We start from the raw sequence: 13,444 nt of genomic DNA, 5'->3' as shown, positions 1-13,444 counted from the left end.
TCACCGCGCTCAGCCCGAGAACGGCCCCGGCCGCTCGCAGCGGCCGGCCGGGCCGGATGGCTTCAGTGGTTCAGGGGGCTGACGGGTGACCGAAAGCCCCCGTCTCGCTCGCCTCGGGACTCACCATGCCCCCGACGATAGCCACCCGAACCCGGCCAACGCACACCGTTTTCCCGCGGCCCGTCCGCCATTTTGCCTGGCTGCCCACCTGCCTGGAGGCCGACCGCGACCGACCGTTTCCCATCGCGGACGTCCCAGCGCCGGGCCCGGTAACCGTTATGCGCCGCAGCGGTCGATCTACCCGCCACACCGCCGCCCGCCCACCCCCCAGCCGTCGCACCGCCCAACCGCCACCCGCCGCACCACCGCCCGCCATAGCGCTGCCCGCCATAGCGCTGCCCGCCATAGCGCTGCCCGCCATAGCGCTGCCCGCCATAGCGCTGCCCGTCATAGCGCTGCCCGCCGCACCGCCGGCCACCGAACCGCCGACCGTCGCACCGCTGCACGTCCCAGCGCCGCACGTCCAACCGCCGCACGTCCAACCGCCGCGCGCCGAACCACCGGCCGCCGAGCCACTGCCCGTCGCAGCACTGCCCGTCGCAGCACTGCCCGTCGAACCGCTGGCCAGCGGACCGCTGCCCGTCGGGCCGCTGGTCGTGGTTGGGGGCGCAGGGTCGGGTTACGCGCCCGGCGGTCGGGGCGAAGTACGATGATCATGAAATGCGCGATATGTCTGACACCTTTCGCATCGGGGGCGCCGTCGAGGTGGGGCGGCTCGGGTTCGGGGCCATGCAGTTGCCGACTGGTCCCGGGCAGGCGCGGGAGAACTCGGTCGCGGTGGCGCGGCGGGCCGTCGAGCTCGGCGTCACGTTGATCGATACCGCCTACCTGTACGGCTGGGGCGCCAACGAGGAGCTGCTCGTCGAGGCCCTCCACCCCTTCCCGGACGACGTGCTCGTCACGACGAAAGTGGGCGTCATCCCGCCGGAGCCGCCGCGCGAAGCGGCGCTGTGCGGGCGGCCCGAGGTCCTGCGCGACCAGGTCGAGCGGGCCCTGCGCCGCCTGCGCACCGAGCGGCTGGAACTGCTCCAACTGCACCGCGTCGACCCGGAGGTCCCGCTCGCCGACCAGGTGGGGACGCTCCGCGATCTCCGGGACGAGGGCAAGATCGGCCACATCGGGCTGTCCGAGGTGACCGTCGCCGAACTCGACGAGGCGCGGCGGATCGTCGACATCGCGAGCGTGCAGAACCGCTACAACCTGCTCGACCGCGAGCACGACGCGGTGCTCGACGCCTGCACGGCGGCGGGGATCGCCTTCCTGCCGTGGCGGCCCGTCCTGCCCGCGACCACGGCCGGCGAGGTCGCCGCCGTGGCCGCCGAACTCGATGCCACGCCGGCCCAGGTCGCCCTCGCGTGGCTGCTCGGCCGTTCGCCGGTCGTCCTGCCCATCCCGGGGACGGCGTCGATCGGGCACCTGGAGGAGAACGTCGCCGCGGCCGGGTTGAGGCTCACCGACCGGCAGCAGGCCCGGCTCGACGCCCTCTCGCTCGACACAGCCGGCGCGTAGAAACAGAACTCAGAACTCAGACCTGCTCGCCGTTGACCACGACGGACACGTCCATGTTGGCGCGCGTGGCCGACGAATAAGGGCATGCCCGCTGGGCGGCCCGAGTCAGGCGGTCGGCCTCGTCGACAGCGAGCGACGGCGAGCGACGGCGAGCGACGGCGAGCGACGGCAGTGAGATCCGCATTTCGGTGCTCAGCGTGAATCCGCCGGAGCCGTTCGGGATCAAGGACACCGCCGCCGCGTCGCCCGGCGCGCTGCCCGAGCCGTCGGACGTTCTGGCGCGGCCGTTCCTGCCTCCTTAGATGTGCGCCTCCGCCGTGTATGCCGCCCTCGTCATCCAAACCCCTCGCAGCGACGGCGGCCGGCGACGCGGCGGTGCTGCGCAGCGCGGGCCGGGGCTGTTCCCGCTGCCGCCGGCCAGCTCGCGCACGCCGATCTAACCCGGCCAGTACACACTGGAAGGCATCCGAGTGTGTATTGTGTGCGCCATGGCGAGACTCAACATCACGCTCCCGGACGAGCTTGCCGCCACGCTCCAGGGCCTCGCCGAGGACAAGAAGATCGCCTCGGTGTCCGGCTTCCTCGCGGACGGGGCGCGCCTCAAGCTGGCCTACCTGCGGGACTCCTCGACCATCGACGATCTGTTCGGCCCGCCGAGCCCCGACGAGCAGGCGATGGTCGACCGCCTCGTCGAACGCGGCACGCCGGACCGCAGGGACGTCGCGTGATCACCGGTCACGTCTTCGACGCGACCGCACTCCTGGACCTCGCCACCGGCAAGACGATCTACGTCCGCGCCCGGCTCCGCGCGTCCATCGCCCAGCACGCCACCATCGTGATCCCCGCGACCGCGCTCGCCCGCGCGTGGCAGATCGTCCCCGACCACGGCCGCACCGTCCTGGAGCGGCTCCCCGGCATGCAGGTCGTCCACGTGGACGACCTCGACGACGTGATCGCGCAGCAGACCGGTCTGCTCGTCACCACGATCCCCAACCTCGGCATGGACGCCGCCCAGGCCGCCTGGTCCGCGCGCTGGCGCCGGTGGCCGCTGGTCACCGCCGACCCCGACGTCTACGAGGCCGTCCCCGGCGTCCGCGTCGAGCAGATCCCCTGACCCGACGCCGCCGCCGACCGTGCCGTTTACGCGGCCAGGCCGGGGTACGGGGGCCGCATGGGGACACGTGGCAGCCGGGGATTGCTGCACATCTATCTGACCGACCATCTGGCCGCGGCAGCGGGCGGCGTGGCACTGGCCCGCCGCGTCGCACGCTCGCACCGTGACACCGGCGACGCCGAGCTCTTGCGGAGGCTCTCGGACGACATCGCCGCCGACCGCGGGGCGCTGCAGTCGATCCTGCGTTCGCTCGGGATGCCGCCCCGCCGGTTCAAGAGCATGGCGGTGTGGGCGGCGGAGAAGGGTGGCCGGCTGAAGCTCAACGGCCGGGTCGCGACCCGCTCCCCGCTCAGCGATCTCGTGGAGATCGAGGCGCTCCGGCTGGCCGTCGAGGGCAAGGCGGCCGGGTGGCGCACCCTGCTCGCCATCGCCGACCGGGAACCGGGGCTGGACGTCGAGCAGCTCCGCACCCTGCTCGACCGCGCGATCGCCCAGATCGCCCTCCTGGAGGGACTCCACAGGCAGGCCGCCGGCACGGCGTTCCGCGAGCAGGCCTCGAAGCGGACAGGCCGGACGCACACCACCGTCTCACCATGACCGACCGAACCGTCTCACCATGACCGAGCGGCCGCCGCCGTTCCTCGTCCGACTCCCCCAGAGCCGCACATGGGCGGGGCAGTCGTGGCTGTACTCGACGTTCCAGCGTGACCGAGCGCCTCGTTCTCGACCCTGATGCGCGTCCGGAGCAGGCACAGGTTGGTCGCCGTGAACAGCAGCGCAGTACGCCACCCGGTGTGGACGAGCGGCAAGGCGGCGCCCTCTGCGACGACCGCCACGTAGTTGGGATGCCGCAAGCGCCGGTAAGGGCCGCGCTCCACGAGCGGCATGCCGGGCACCACGATGACCCGGGTGTTCCACCGCTTCCCCAGGCTGGTGATGCACCACCAGCGCAGCGCCTGGGACGAGAGCGCCACCGCCAGCATCGGCCAGCCGAGTGCTGGGATGAACGGGCTCCGCCCACGCCGGGCCTCCAGCAGCGCCCCGCCCAGCAGACCGGCATGGGCGGCGGCGATCAGCGGATAGTGCCGCCGGCCGTGCTCGACCCCGCCGTTCCGCAGCGCCCAGGCGCGGTTCCGGCGCGCCACGGCCAGCTCCGCCAGCCGCTCGGCGGCGACGAGCCCGATCAGCACGCCGTACCGGTTCACCGACCGCCCGGCAGACCTCCCGCGCCGCCGCCCCCGCCCGCGCCGCAGCCCGCGCCGCAGCCCCCGCCTCACCATCGCAGCAGGACGAGTTCGGCGGAGAACCCCGGCCCGAGCGCCATCAGCAGGCCGGGCGTCCCGTCGGGCGGGCGGCGCCGCGCGATCGTCTCCTCCAGCACGTTCAGCACCGACACCGACGAGAGGTTGCCGAGCGTCCGCAGCGACTCCCAGGTGATGTCGAGCGCGCCCGGCTCCAGCGCCAGCTCCCGCTCGATGGCCTCGATCACCTTCGGGCCGCCGGGGTGGCAGACCCACGACGGGACCCGGCCCGGGGCGAGCCCGTGATCGTCCAGAAAGGACGTCACGTCGCCCGCCAGGGTGGCCTCGACATGGGCGACGAGGTCGGCGGCCAGGACGACGCGCAGGCCGTGGTCGCCGACGTCCCAGCCCATGAGGCGCTCGGTGCCGGGGTAGAGCCTGCTGCGGCTCGCGACCACCCGCGGCCCCCGGTGCCCGGCGGTGTCGCGGTGGTCGCCGAGCGCGACCACGGCGGCGGCGCCGTCGCCGAACAGGCCGCTGGCCACCAGGTTCGCCATCGAGCTGTCGTCGCGCTGCACGGTCAGGGAGCACAGCTCGACGCACACCAGCACCGCCACCCGCTCGGGGCGGCCGCGCAGGTAGTCGGCCACCCGGGACAGCCCGGCGGCGCCCGCCGCGCAGCCGAGGCCGAACATCGGCACGCGGGTGATGTCCTCGCGCAGCCCGACGCGCTGCGCCACGCGGGCGTCCAGCGAGGGCGTCGCCACCCCGGTCGAGGAGCAGAAGACGAGGTGGTCGACGTCCTGCGGGGAGATCCCGGCCCGGTCGAGGACGTCACCGACCGCCCGCGCCGCCAGCTCGACGGCCGTCTCGATGTAGACGCCGTTGGCCTCGGTGAAGCCGTCGAGCTTGACGTACTCGTCGATGGGCAGCGCCAGGCGGCGGCCGGTGACCTGGGTGGCGGCATGCAGGCGCCGGACGATCTGCTCCTTCGCGGCGGCGCGCTCCACGACGGCCCGGGTGATCTGGTCCTGGTCGTAGTGATGCTCCGGCACGACCGTCCGTACTGCAGCGACGCGCATGAGGCCCCCCGATGTCCGCCACGGCACGTACCCGGCGCTTCGGAGAACACTCGCCGTCAGGTCGTCAACTCAAGTTCCAGCTGCTCGGCGACCGGTTCCGGAGGCGGCTGCGGCGTCGGCGGCACGGCCGGACGGCCGCGTCCCGGCCACCACCAGTTCGCGTGCCCGAGCAGGCTCATCAGCGCCGGGACGAGGACGAGCCGGACGATCGTCGCGTCCATCGCCACCGCGACCGCGAGGCCGAGCGCCATCATCTTCACCATCGGGTCCGGCTGCGGGACGAAGCTCGCGAACACGAAGATCATGATGAGCGCGGCCGAGGTGATGAGCCGGGCCGTCGCCCCGATCCCGACCACCACCGACTCGTGCGGGTCGCCCGTCCGGTCGTACTCCTCCTTGATCCGCGACAGCAGGAAGACCTCGTAGTCCATGGACAGCCCGAAGATCAGCGCGAACATGAACAGCGGGATGAACGACATGATCGGGATGGCCTGGTCGACGCCGAGCAGCTCGACGCCCCAGCCCCACTGGAACACGGCGGTGACGACGCCGAACGACGCCCCGATCGACAGCAGGTTCATCAGCGCCGCCTTCACCGGCACGATGATCGAGCGGAACGCGATGACGAGCAGCAGCAGCGCGACGCCGACGACCGCCACGACGACGGTGAGCATGCGGTCCCCGACCGTGGCGGCCAGGTCGATGATCGCCGGGTTCTCGCCGCCCAGGTAGATCTCGGTGCCCGGATGGGCGTCCCGCACGGCGGCGATCTCCACGTCCCGCAGGTGCCGGACGAGCTCCGTGGTCGACTCGGCGTGCGGCGCGTCACGCGGGATGACCTGCACGATCGCCGTCTTCCCCGTCACCACCGGCGCGGCGGCGAAGACGACGCCGGACGCCTCCGACAGCCGCCGCTGCAGCTCCTGGCCGATCAGCACCGCGTCCTTGTCGGGCTTCTTCGTCTGGTCCGGCGCGCCCTTCGGGAGGGCGGGCGAGGGAGACGGGCTCGGTCTCGCCCCGGACGGGCCCGTCAGGCCGGACAGGCCCGCCCGCCCGTCCACCGTGGGCACGACCCGCTTCGGCTTGGCGCGCTTCTCCTCCCCCGGCACCTTCGCGACGACGACGAACGGGCTGTAGTGGCCGGCGCCGAACTCGCGGGCGACGATGTCGTAGGCCTGCCGCGCCTCCATCTTCGGCGACGACATGCTGTCGGCCATCACGCCGAACCGCAGGCTGAGCGTCGGGATCGACAGCGCCAGCAGGACGAGCGTCGCGACGATCGCGTACGGCCACGCGTGCCGGTCGACGTGCCGTCCCCAGGCCGTCCAGCGGCGCGAACTGCGGTCGGGCCGGACGCGCGGCAGCCGGTACCGGTCGATGCGCGTGCCGAGCGCGCCGAGCACGGCGGGCAGCAGCGTCAGCGCGGCCACGACCATGACGGCGACGGCGAGCGCGGTGGCGATGCCGATACGTCCGATGAACTCGATCCCGGACAGGAACAGCCCGCAGATCGCGAACACGACGGTGCCGCCCGCGAACACCACGGCGTGCCCGGAGTGCGCCATGGCCCGGCCGACCGCGGTCTCGACGTCGTCGCCCTCGGCGAGCTGCTGCCGGTACCGGGTGACGATGAACAGCGCGTAGTCGATCCCGGCGCCGATGCCGAGCATCGCGGCGACCATCGGCGCGGTCGGCGCGATCTGGAACAGCGACGCGGAGAAGTGGATCAGCGAGTAGGCGACGGCCATCCCGCACAGCGACACCAGGATCGGGATGCCCGCCGCGAGGTAGGACCCGAACGCCAGCAGCAGCACGACCAGCGCGAGGACGATCCCGACGCCCTCCTGCGGCCCGCCCTTCGGCTGGTTGAGGATCATCGCGGTGATGCCGCCGGACTTCACCTCCAGGCCCGCCATCCGCGCGGGCTCGACGGCGCGGTTCAGCGCGTCGAGGTCGGCGTGGGAGACGTCGCTCATCGTGCCGGTGAAGTTCAGCCGGACGACGACCGCGTTGTCGTCCTTCAGCCCGCCCATGCCCTGCGCGTAGGGGTTCTCGACGAACGCGACCCGCTTCAGCTTGCCGATGTTCTCGATCGACCGGCCGATGGTGAGCGCGACCCGCCAGTCCGCCGGGCTCGCGGCGCGGGTCTCGTGGAACACGACGGTCGCGGTCGGCCCGGTCATCGCCGGGAAGTCCTGGCGGAGGGTGTCGATGGCGCGCTGCGTCTCGGTGCCGGCGAGGGTGCTCTGCTGGACGAACATGCCGCCGTGCGTCAGGCCGAGGACGCCCGCGCCGAGCATGACGGCGACCCACAGCTCGAACACGGTGCGCCGCCGCCGCACGCAGAGACGCCCCAGTGCGTCCAGGAATCGCGCCATGTCCGCAGAGAACACCCATCGGTGCAGATTTGCAATACGTGCAACTTTGCATTCGTGGTAATGTGCGTCACATGAGCGCGGGCCAAGCCGGTGAGGGGCAGGGGATCGGCGCGGGGACGGAGCGGACGGAGCGGCCGAGTCTGCGCGAGCGCAAGAAGCTGCGCACCCGGCAGGCCATCGCGACCGCCGCGCTGCGCCTTTTCGCCGAGCGGGGCTACGAGGAGACGACGATCGCCGACATCGCCGCCGCCGCCGACGTCGCCCCCCGCACGTTCTTCAGCTACTTCCCGTCCAAGGAGGACGTGGTCTTCGCCGAGATCGACGACCGGCTGGCCGAGGTCTCCGAACGGCTGCGCCGCACCCCGGGCGAGACCCCGATGGAGACGATCCGGCGCAGCATCGTGGACGTCCTCAACGCGGTCGTGGCGGAGCACCGCGACTACGGGCCCGTGCAAATCGCCCTCGTCTTGGAGCGTCCCGCGCTGCGGGCCCGCGCGCTGCAGCGGATGACCGACGCCCAGGAGGCGATCGAGGCGCTGCTGCGCGAGCTGTGCCCCGGCATCTCCGAGATCGACGCGGTCGCCGCGTCCGGCATCGCGATCGGCGGCATGCAGGCGGTCGTCGCGCACTGCCGCCGCGAGGGCTACGACCCCCTGTCGATGCGGACGGCGCTCGACCGCGCCGTCGACATCGTGGAGCACGGCCTGGTCTCGGTCGACGCGCTGTCGCGGCCGTCCCCCTAGAGCAGCCCTGCCCCCTGAATCGTCGGGCACCGGCGGCGGAGGCGCCCGCCGCCGGTGCCCGGCCCGGCCCTTCGCCGCTAGTCGCTGATCTTGATGCGGAGGCGGCGGAAGCCGCGGCCCTTGTTCTCGACCTTGGCGACCGTGATCCGGCCGATCTGCTTGGTGGAGCCGACATGGGTGCCGCCGTCGGCCTGCGTGTCGAGCCCGACGATGTCGACGATCCGGACGTCCGACACCTCCGGCGGCACCAGGTTCGTCGCGGTGCGGATGATGTCGGGGATCTCGAACGCCTCGGCGCGCGGCAGCGTCCTGGTGTCGATGCGGCGGTCGGCCTCGACCTCGGCGTTGCAGGCGTCCTCGACGGCCTGCTTGAAGCCGGGCGGGACCTCGCGGAGGTCGAAGTCCATCCGGGCGGTCAGCGGCTCCATGTTGCCGCCGGTGACCAGGCACCCGTAGTCGCGGAACACCACCCCGCACAGCAGGTGCAGGCCCGAGTGGGTGCGCATGAGCGCGGTGCGGCGATCGTCCTCGACGGCGGCCTGGACGACGGTGCCGGCCGGCGGGAGCGGATCGTCCTCCACCGGGATGAGGACCAGGTCGTCGCCCTTGCGGACGCCCGCGATCCGGGTCTGGACGCCCTGCCAGAGCAGGACGCCGTGGTCCGGCGGCTGCCCGCCGCCGCCGGGGTAGAAGGCCGAGCGGTCGAGGACGATGCCGTCCGGGCCCGCGTCGAGGACGACGGCCTCCCAGTCGCGCAGCGCCTGATCGTCCAGTTCCAGCCGGGTGGTGCGTCCGAGGGTCTCGCTCATGACCTCACGGTAGAGGTCACCAGGGTCCGTACGGGCCTGATCGGGAACCGCCGCGGCCGCCGTTCTTCTTCTTGTACGGGGCGACGGCGGGCCGGACGTCCGCCAGGTAGACGGCGGCGGCGATGAACGCGGCGACCGGCAGGATGCCGATCAGCAGCGCGATGGGGCTGGCCCCGAGCGCCGCCGGCGCGACCGCGTACGCGGCGCCGACGACCGTCGCGACGATCAGCACGATCATCCAGAGCCGCTTGCGCCACTTGCCCGCCGCGGCGTAGGCGCCCTCCGGCACGGTCAGCGAGTCGACCAGCGCCCAGGCCTCCATCACGAAGGCGATGATCAGCAGCAGCCAGAAGAAGTAGTCCAGCACATTGAAGCCCTCCACGGCTATCAGCGCTCCTGCTCGTCTCGGACGGCGACTCCTCGTCGCTCACACGGCTTGTGGCTCACACGGCTCGTCGCTCACACGGCGTCTAACTACCCCAACCCTATGCGCCCTGTCCAGCGGGGCGGCCCGCCGCGCGGCCCGCCCGCCGGAACAGACCCGCCCGCCGGAACGGACCGGCCTGCTGAAACAGACGAAGGAGCCCGGCCGGATGTTCCCGGCCGGGCCCTCACGGCGGCGCCGTTACTTCTTCGCGGTGGTGCGGGACTGCCGGGCGGTCCCGTTGGCGCGGCGCTGCGGCGCGGTGCGGGTCCGGGTGACCGGCTTCGGCTCGGGCTCGGTGGCCTCGGCGACCTGGACGGCCTCGCGGTTCACGACCTTGCGGCCCCGCTCGCTGAGCTCGTCGATGAACTCGACGGCGCGGGTGCCGAAGTGCGTGGCGTACGCGACCGCCGCGCCCGGCAGGTCCTTGGCCTCGACGCGCTGCTGGTAGCGGGAGACCTCGCCGCGGTAGCGGTCCACGGTCTCGCGGACCTGCTCGCGGTAGCGGTCCACCTGCCCGGGGACCTCGCGCAGCTTCTCCACCGCGAAGTCGCCGGCGCCGGCCACGGTGTAGACGGCCTTGTTCTCTCGGAGGTTGCTGGCCAGCGTCATCCGACCTCTTCCTTTCCATGGGATTCGTGCGGCTCTGGTGGTGCCGGCGCGGGCCGGTCGTCCGGGGCCGCCGCGTCGGCGAACCCGGTGCCGGTCGCTCCGGTGGCCTCGTTCTCCTTGAGGAACGACGCGTAGATGTCGAGCAGGACCTGCTTCTGCCGCTCGGTGAGCAGGAGGTCGGCCCGCACGGCCGCCATCACGTCGGTGTCGGCCTCGCGGTCCTCAAGGATGCCGGCCTGCACGTACAGCGCCTCGGCGGAGATCCGCAGCCCCTTGGCGATCTGCTGCAGGATCTCGGCGCTCGGCTTGCGCAGGCCGCGCTCGATCTGGCTCAGGTACGGGTTGGAGATGCCCGAGACGTCGGCGAGCTGGCGCAGCGAGATCTTCGCGCGCGTCCGCTGCTCCCGGATGTACTCCCCGATGGAGCCGACCTTCGAAGTGGCCATGCCTCCACCATGCGTCACGGTGCTTGCAATTGCAAGCGCCCTTGCTAGCACTTCGTGGTGAATCGCCTCACATGCCGGAAAGGTCGGAAAAACGAGGTCACCGGCAGGGAGTGGCGGTCAACGGCAGGGTTCAGCTGACCTTGGAGCCGGGGGCGATCCAGGTGTTGCAGACGGTCAGGTCGCGGCCGTTGAAGCCGGTCATCACCCAGCCCGCGTAGTGGCGGCCGGAGCCGTGGTCGCGCTCGGCCACCGGCTTGCGGTCCTCGCCGCGGCCCCGCACGTCCATGATCATCGCGACGTACTGCTCGCGGGTCATCGGCAGCGTGGAGCGCTCCGAGCCGAGGAACGCGCCGGCGAAGCACTGCGCCTGCAGCTCGATGCGGCGGCTCGCCTCGTTTCCGGTCGCGGTGTCGCCCGTCTCGATCTGGCGGTCGCCGTAGAGCAGGATCCCCGCGCGGTCCTGGACGTGGTGCCCGTACTCGTGCGCGATCACCCGCGCGTACACGGCGTAGTGGGACAGGGGCTCGCCGCCCGACGTCTCCACCACGTGCTCCAGGCCGACGTACATCGTGTTGTTCGCCGGGCAGTAGAAAGCGGACGCGCCCGGCGCCGGGTAGGTGCCGCATGGGCTGCGCCCAGGGTTCACCCAGAACACGCGGTTGGGCTTGTTGAACGAGATCCCGGCCTTCTGGAACTGCTTGGCCCACGCGGTGTCGAGGCAGTCGCTGAGGGTGTCCATGAACTGGCGCATCGAGTCGGCGGACGGCAGGATGCGCGGCAGCCGGCAGCTCACCGACGTCAGCGCCCCGCTCTTGTACAGCTTGCTGTCGGTGGCCTTCTCCTTGGGAGACATCGACTCGGTGCCGCGTCCGGACGAGGTGGTCGTTCCCGTACCGCCCGCGCCCTGGATCCCGCCGAGCGCGGAGAGCCCCACGATCGCCAGGACGACCAGGGCCGTCAGCCCGCCGAAGATGCCCGCGATCGTCCCGCCCGCGCTGCGGCGCGGCGGCGGGCGCATCGGGACGTACCGGTACTGCGGTTGCCCGTAGGCAGGCTGCCCGTACCCTGGCCCGTAACCCGGCCCGCCCGGCGGCTGCGCACCGTAGGGCGGCACGCCTTGCGGGGGCCCGCCATAGGGGGGACGGCCGTACGGCGGGGCCGGTGGCCGCGACGATGGTGGCGGCGGGGGGTATTGACCTGCCATAGCGCAGAATCATCGCACGCGTTGCCGATACTATTTGCGGCCATGTCTGCTCTTGCGGCCTTGTTCCGGTTCCGGCCAGTCGTCCTGACGGTGTCAGCCGCGGTGTCCGCCGCGGCGCTGATCCCCGTGATGACCTCCCCCGCCGCGGCGGCGGGACCGGCCGGCGGGACGGCCGCCCCGGCGGAGCGGGTGCTCAAGGACGATGTCGTCCTCACCGCCGGCAAGGGTGGGACCGTCAAGGTGAAGGAGACGGTCGTCTACCGGTTCGCCGGGCAGAAGGGCTTCCAGCGGGCGTTCCAGACGCGCGTCCACGAGAGCCTCAGCGAGGACCGCGTCTACAAGCTGGACAACCTGCGGGCGAGCAGCCCCGACGGCGGGCCGACGCGGGTCAGCACGTCCGAAGGCGAGACGCGGACGACCGTCAAGGTGAGCGGCACCGGCGCCCTGAACGGCACCCGCACCGTGGTGCTGGAGTACGACCTGCGCGGCGCGATCACCCCGATGGGCGGCGCGGAGGAGCTGCGCTGGCCGGTGATCGGCGGCTGGAAGGTCCCGGTGGACGAGGCCAAGGCCGTCGTGGACGCCGGCGCGATGATCCGCAGCGTCAACTGCTTCACCGGGCCGATCGGCAGCACGATCGGCTGCACGCAGTACTACACGAACCACACGCACACGCAGGGCGTCTACGCCCAGCAGGGCATGCTGCCCGGCGAGTACCTGACGGTCGTCGCGGGCCTGCCCGCCGGCACGACCGGCGGCAAGGCGATCTTCGAGCGGCGGCACACCCTCGCGACCGCGTTCTCCGTCAACGCGGTGACCGGCTCCGTGCTCGCCGGCCTGCTGGTCCTGCTGGTCGGCGGCGTCGCCGCCCTCTACCTGCTGCGCGGCCGGGACGCCAGGGTGGTGGGCAAGAAGGCCGCCGAGGGCGACCAGGCACCGGTCGCCGGAACCGAGTTCGAGCCGCCGCACGGGGTGCGGCCCGGCCAGATCGGCACGCTGATCGACGAGCAGGCCGACGTGATCGACGTGACCGCGACGATCGTCGACCTCGCCGTCCGCGGCTACCTGCTGATCGAGGAGGAGGACCGGGCCCGTACCGGCCGCCTCGACTGGACGCTGCGCCGCCTCGACCGCCCCCAGGTCGACCTCCTCCCCTACGAGCGGATCCTGCTGGACGCCCTGCTCACCGCCCCCGACGGGACGGGCCGTGACGCGGTGAAGCTGTCGGATCTCGGCGGGACGTTCGCGACGAAGCTGGCGCAGGTCAGGTCCGCGATGTACGACGACGTCGTGAAGCAGGGCTGGTTCGCGCGCCGCCCGGACACCGTCCGCTCCCGCTGGACGGTCGCCGGCATCCTCGTGACGCTGCTCGGCATCGGCGCGACGGTCGCACTGGCGATCACCACCGAGTGGGCCCTGGCCGGCCTCGCACTGATCATCGCGGGCGCGGCGCTGGCCTATGGCGGCCAGTACATGCCGGCCAAGACCGCGCGCGGCGCGACGGTGCTCGCGCACACGATCGGTTTCCGGGCGTTCCTGGAGCGCGGCGCCGTCCCGGACGGCGACGCCGTCGCGTCCCGGCAGCGGATCGCGCTGTTCTCCCGCTTCCTGCCGTACGCGGTCGTGTTCGGCACCGTCCCCAAGTGGGCCGAGACGGTCAAGGACGCGGGCGAGCGGGGCGCCGACAACCTGTACTGGTACGAGGGCCCGGCCGAGTGGGACCTGTCGAAGTTCGCCGAGTCGATGCGCACGTTCACGCTGGCCACCTCCGGCTCCATCTCGCAGTCGCGCGGGATGTGACGGCGGTTAACCGCCTGACGCG

General features: G+C 72.3%; 16 protein-coding genes. 7 read left to right on the top strand and 9 right to left on the bottom strand.

All coding sequences use genetic code 11. The features are described from left to right. The first annotated feature begins 85 nt into the window (after positions 1–85). The gene (locus HUT06_RS45540) at positions 86–874 is read left to right on the top strand and encodes a histone H1-like repetitive region-containing protein (protein ID WP_368406952.1); all 789 of its coding nucleotides are present in this window, start codon (positions 86–88) and stop codon (positions 872–874) included. Continuing rightward, the gene (locus HUT06_RS06230; protein ID WP_368407023.1) at positions 766–1,569 is read left to right on the top strand and encodes an aldo/keto reductase; all 804 of its coding nucleotides are present in this window, start codon (positions 766–768) and stop codon (positions 1,567–1,569) included. Before HUT06_RS45540 ends, HUT06_RS06230 begins: the two co-directional genes overlap by 109 nt. 16 nt (positions 1,570–1,585) lie before the next feature. Here the strand turns inward: HUT06_RS06230 and HUT06_RS43735 are convergent, their stop codons facing one another. Next, positions 1,586–1,753 carry a hypothetical protein gene (locus HUT06_RS43735; RefSeq protein WP_217711224.1) on the bottom strand — a complete coding sequence of 56 codons (168 nt, stop codon included), beginning with the start codon at positions 1,751–1,753 and terminating at the stop codon, positions 1,586–1,588. A 304-nt stretch (positions 1,754–2,057) separates the two neighbouring features. On the opposite strand from HUT06_RS43735, the gene HUT06_RS06220 reads away from it, so the two are divergent. Genes HUT06_RS06220 through HUT06_RS06210 form a run of 3 tightly spaced genes read left to right on the top strand, consistent with a single transcriptional unit; the run spans position 2,058 to position 3,280 of the window. After that, the gene (locus HUT06_RS06220) at positions 2,058–2,297 is read left to right on the top strand and encodes a hypothetical protein (RefSeq protein WP_176194831.1); all 240 of its coding nucleotides are present in this window, start codon (positions 2,058–2,060) and stop codon (positions 2,295–2,297) included. Further along, complete coding sequence (locus HUT06_RS06215) at positions 2,294–2,683, top strand: hypothetical protein (protein ID WP_176194830.1); 390 nt, start codon at positions 2,294–2,296, stop codon at positions 2,681–2,683. Before HUT06_RS06220 ends, HUT06_RS06215 begins: the two co-directional genes overlap by 4 nt. Positions 2,684–2,740: 57 nt before the next feature. Then, a complete protein-coding gene (locus HUT06_RS06210; RefSeq protein ID WP_176194829.1) occupies positions 2,741–3,280 on the top strand; it encodes a hypothetical protein in 540 nt (179 codons plus the stop codon). Between the two features lie 14 nt (positions 3,281–3,294). Here the strand turns inward: HUT06_RS06210 and HUT06_RS06205 are convergent, their stop codons facing one another. From HUT06_RS06205 to HUT06_RS06195, 3 genes are read right to left on the bottom strand one after another with little or no spacing between them, the layout of a single operon-like run. Then, positions 3,295–3,963 carry an isoprenylcysteine carboxyl methyltransferase family protein gene (locus tag HUT06_RS06205; protein WP_217711223.1) on the bottom strand — a complete coding sequence of 223 codons (669 nt, stop codon included), beginning with the start codon at positions 3,961–3,963 and terminating at the stop codon, positions 3,295–3,297. Further along, positions 3,957–5,006, bottom strand: a complete 1,050-nt coding sequence (locus HUT06_RS06200; RefSeq protein WP_176194828.1) for a type III polyketide synthase — start codon at positions 5,004–5,006, stop codon at positions 3,957–3,959. The genes HUT06_RS06205 and HUT06_RS06200 overlap by 7 nt, the downstream gene beginning before the upstream one ends. A 56-nt stretch (positions 5,007–5,062) precedes the next feature. Continuing rightward, positions 5,063–7,384, bottom strand: a complete 2,322-nt coding sequence (locus HUT06_RS06195) for an MMPL family transporter (RefSeq protein ID WP_176194827.1) — start codon at positions 7,382–7,384, stop codon at positions 5,063–5,065. A gap of 71 nt (positions 7,385–7,455) precedes the next feature. Here HUT06_RS06195 and HUT06_RS06190 point away from each other — a divergent pair, with 71 nt between their 5' ends. Continuing rightward, positions 7,456–8,127 carry a TetR family transcriptional regulator gene (locus HUT06_RS06190; protein ID WP_176194826.1) on the top strand — a complete coding sequence of 224 codons (672 nt, stop codon included), beginning with the start codon at positions 7,456–7,458 and terminating at the stop codon, positions 8,125–8,127. Between the two features lie 77 nt (positions 8,128–8,204). On the opposite strand, the gene HUT06_RS06185 is transcribed toward HUT06_RS06190, so the two are convergent. The 5 genes from HUT06_RS06185 to HUT06_RS06165 form a co-directional block, all read right to left on the bottom strand. Then, positions 8,205–8,936, bottom strand: coding sequence for an alanyl-tRNA editing protein (locus tag HUT06_RS06185; protein WP_176194825.1), 732 nt, complete (start codon positions 8,934–8,936; stop codon positions 8,205–8,207). A 16-nt stretch (positions 8,937–8,952) separates the two neighbouring features. Next, the gene (locus HUT06_RS06180; RefSeq protein WP_089328633.1) at positions 8,953–9,318 is read right to left on the bottom strand and encodes a DUF2516 family protein; all 366 of its coding nucleotides are present in this window, start codon (positions 9,316–9,318) and stop codon (positions 8,953–8,955) included. 243 nt (positions 9,319–9,561) lie between these two features. Next, positions 9,562–9,972, bottom strand: coding sequence for a hypothetical protein (locus HUT06_RS06175; RefSeq protein WP_176194824.1), 411 nt, complete (start codon positions 9,970–9,972; stop codon positions 9,562–9,564). After that, entirely contained in the window at positions 9,969–10,418 is a 450-nt protein-coding gene (locus HUT06_RS06170) for a helix-turn-helix domain-containing protein (RefSeq protein WP_254715008.1), read from the bottom strand. The genes HUT06_RS06175 and HUT06_RS06170 overlap by 4 nt, the downstream gene beginning before the upstream one ends. A gap of 130 nt (positions 10,419–10,548) precedes the next feature. Then, positions 10,549–11,532, bottom strand: a complete 984-nt coding sequence (locus HUT06_RS06165) for a neutral zinc metallopeptidase (RefSeq protein ID WP_254715007.1) — start codon at positions 11,530–11,532, stop codon at positions 10,549–10,551. A 132-nt stretch (positions 11,533–11,664) separates the two neighbouring features. Here HUT06_RS06165 and HUT06_RS06160 point away from each other — a divergent pair, with 132 nt between their 5' ends. Further along, a complete protein-coding gene (locus HUT06_RS06160) occupies positions 11,665–13,422 on the top strand; it encodes a DUF2207 domain-containing protein (protein WP_176194823.1) in 1,758 nt (585 codons plus the stop codon). The last annotated feature ends 22 nt before the right edge of the window (positions 13,423–13,444 follow it).

The sequence above is a fragment of the Actinomadura sp. NAK00032 genome (genome assembly GCF_013364275.1).
In the GTDB taxonomy this organism is placed as follows: Bacteria; Actinomycetota; Actinomycetes; order Streptosporangiales; family Streptosporangiaceae; genus Spirillospora.
The sequence above is the reverse complement of the archived record's forward strand: the minus strand, read 5'-3'. Positions and strand labels throughout refer to the sequence as shown.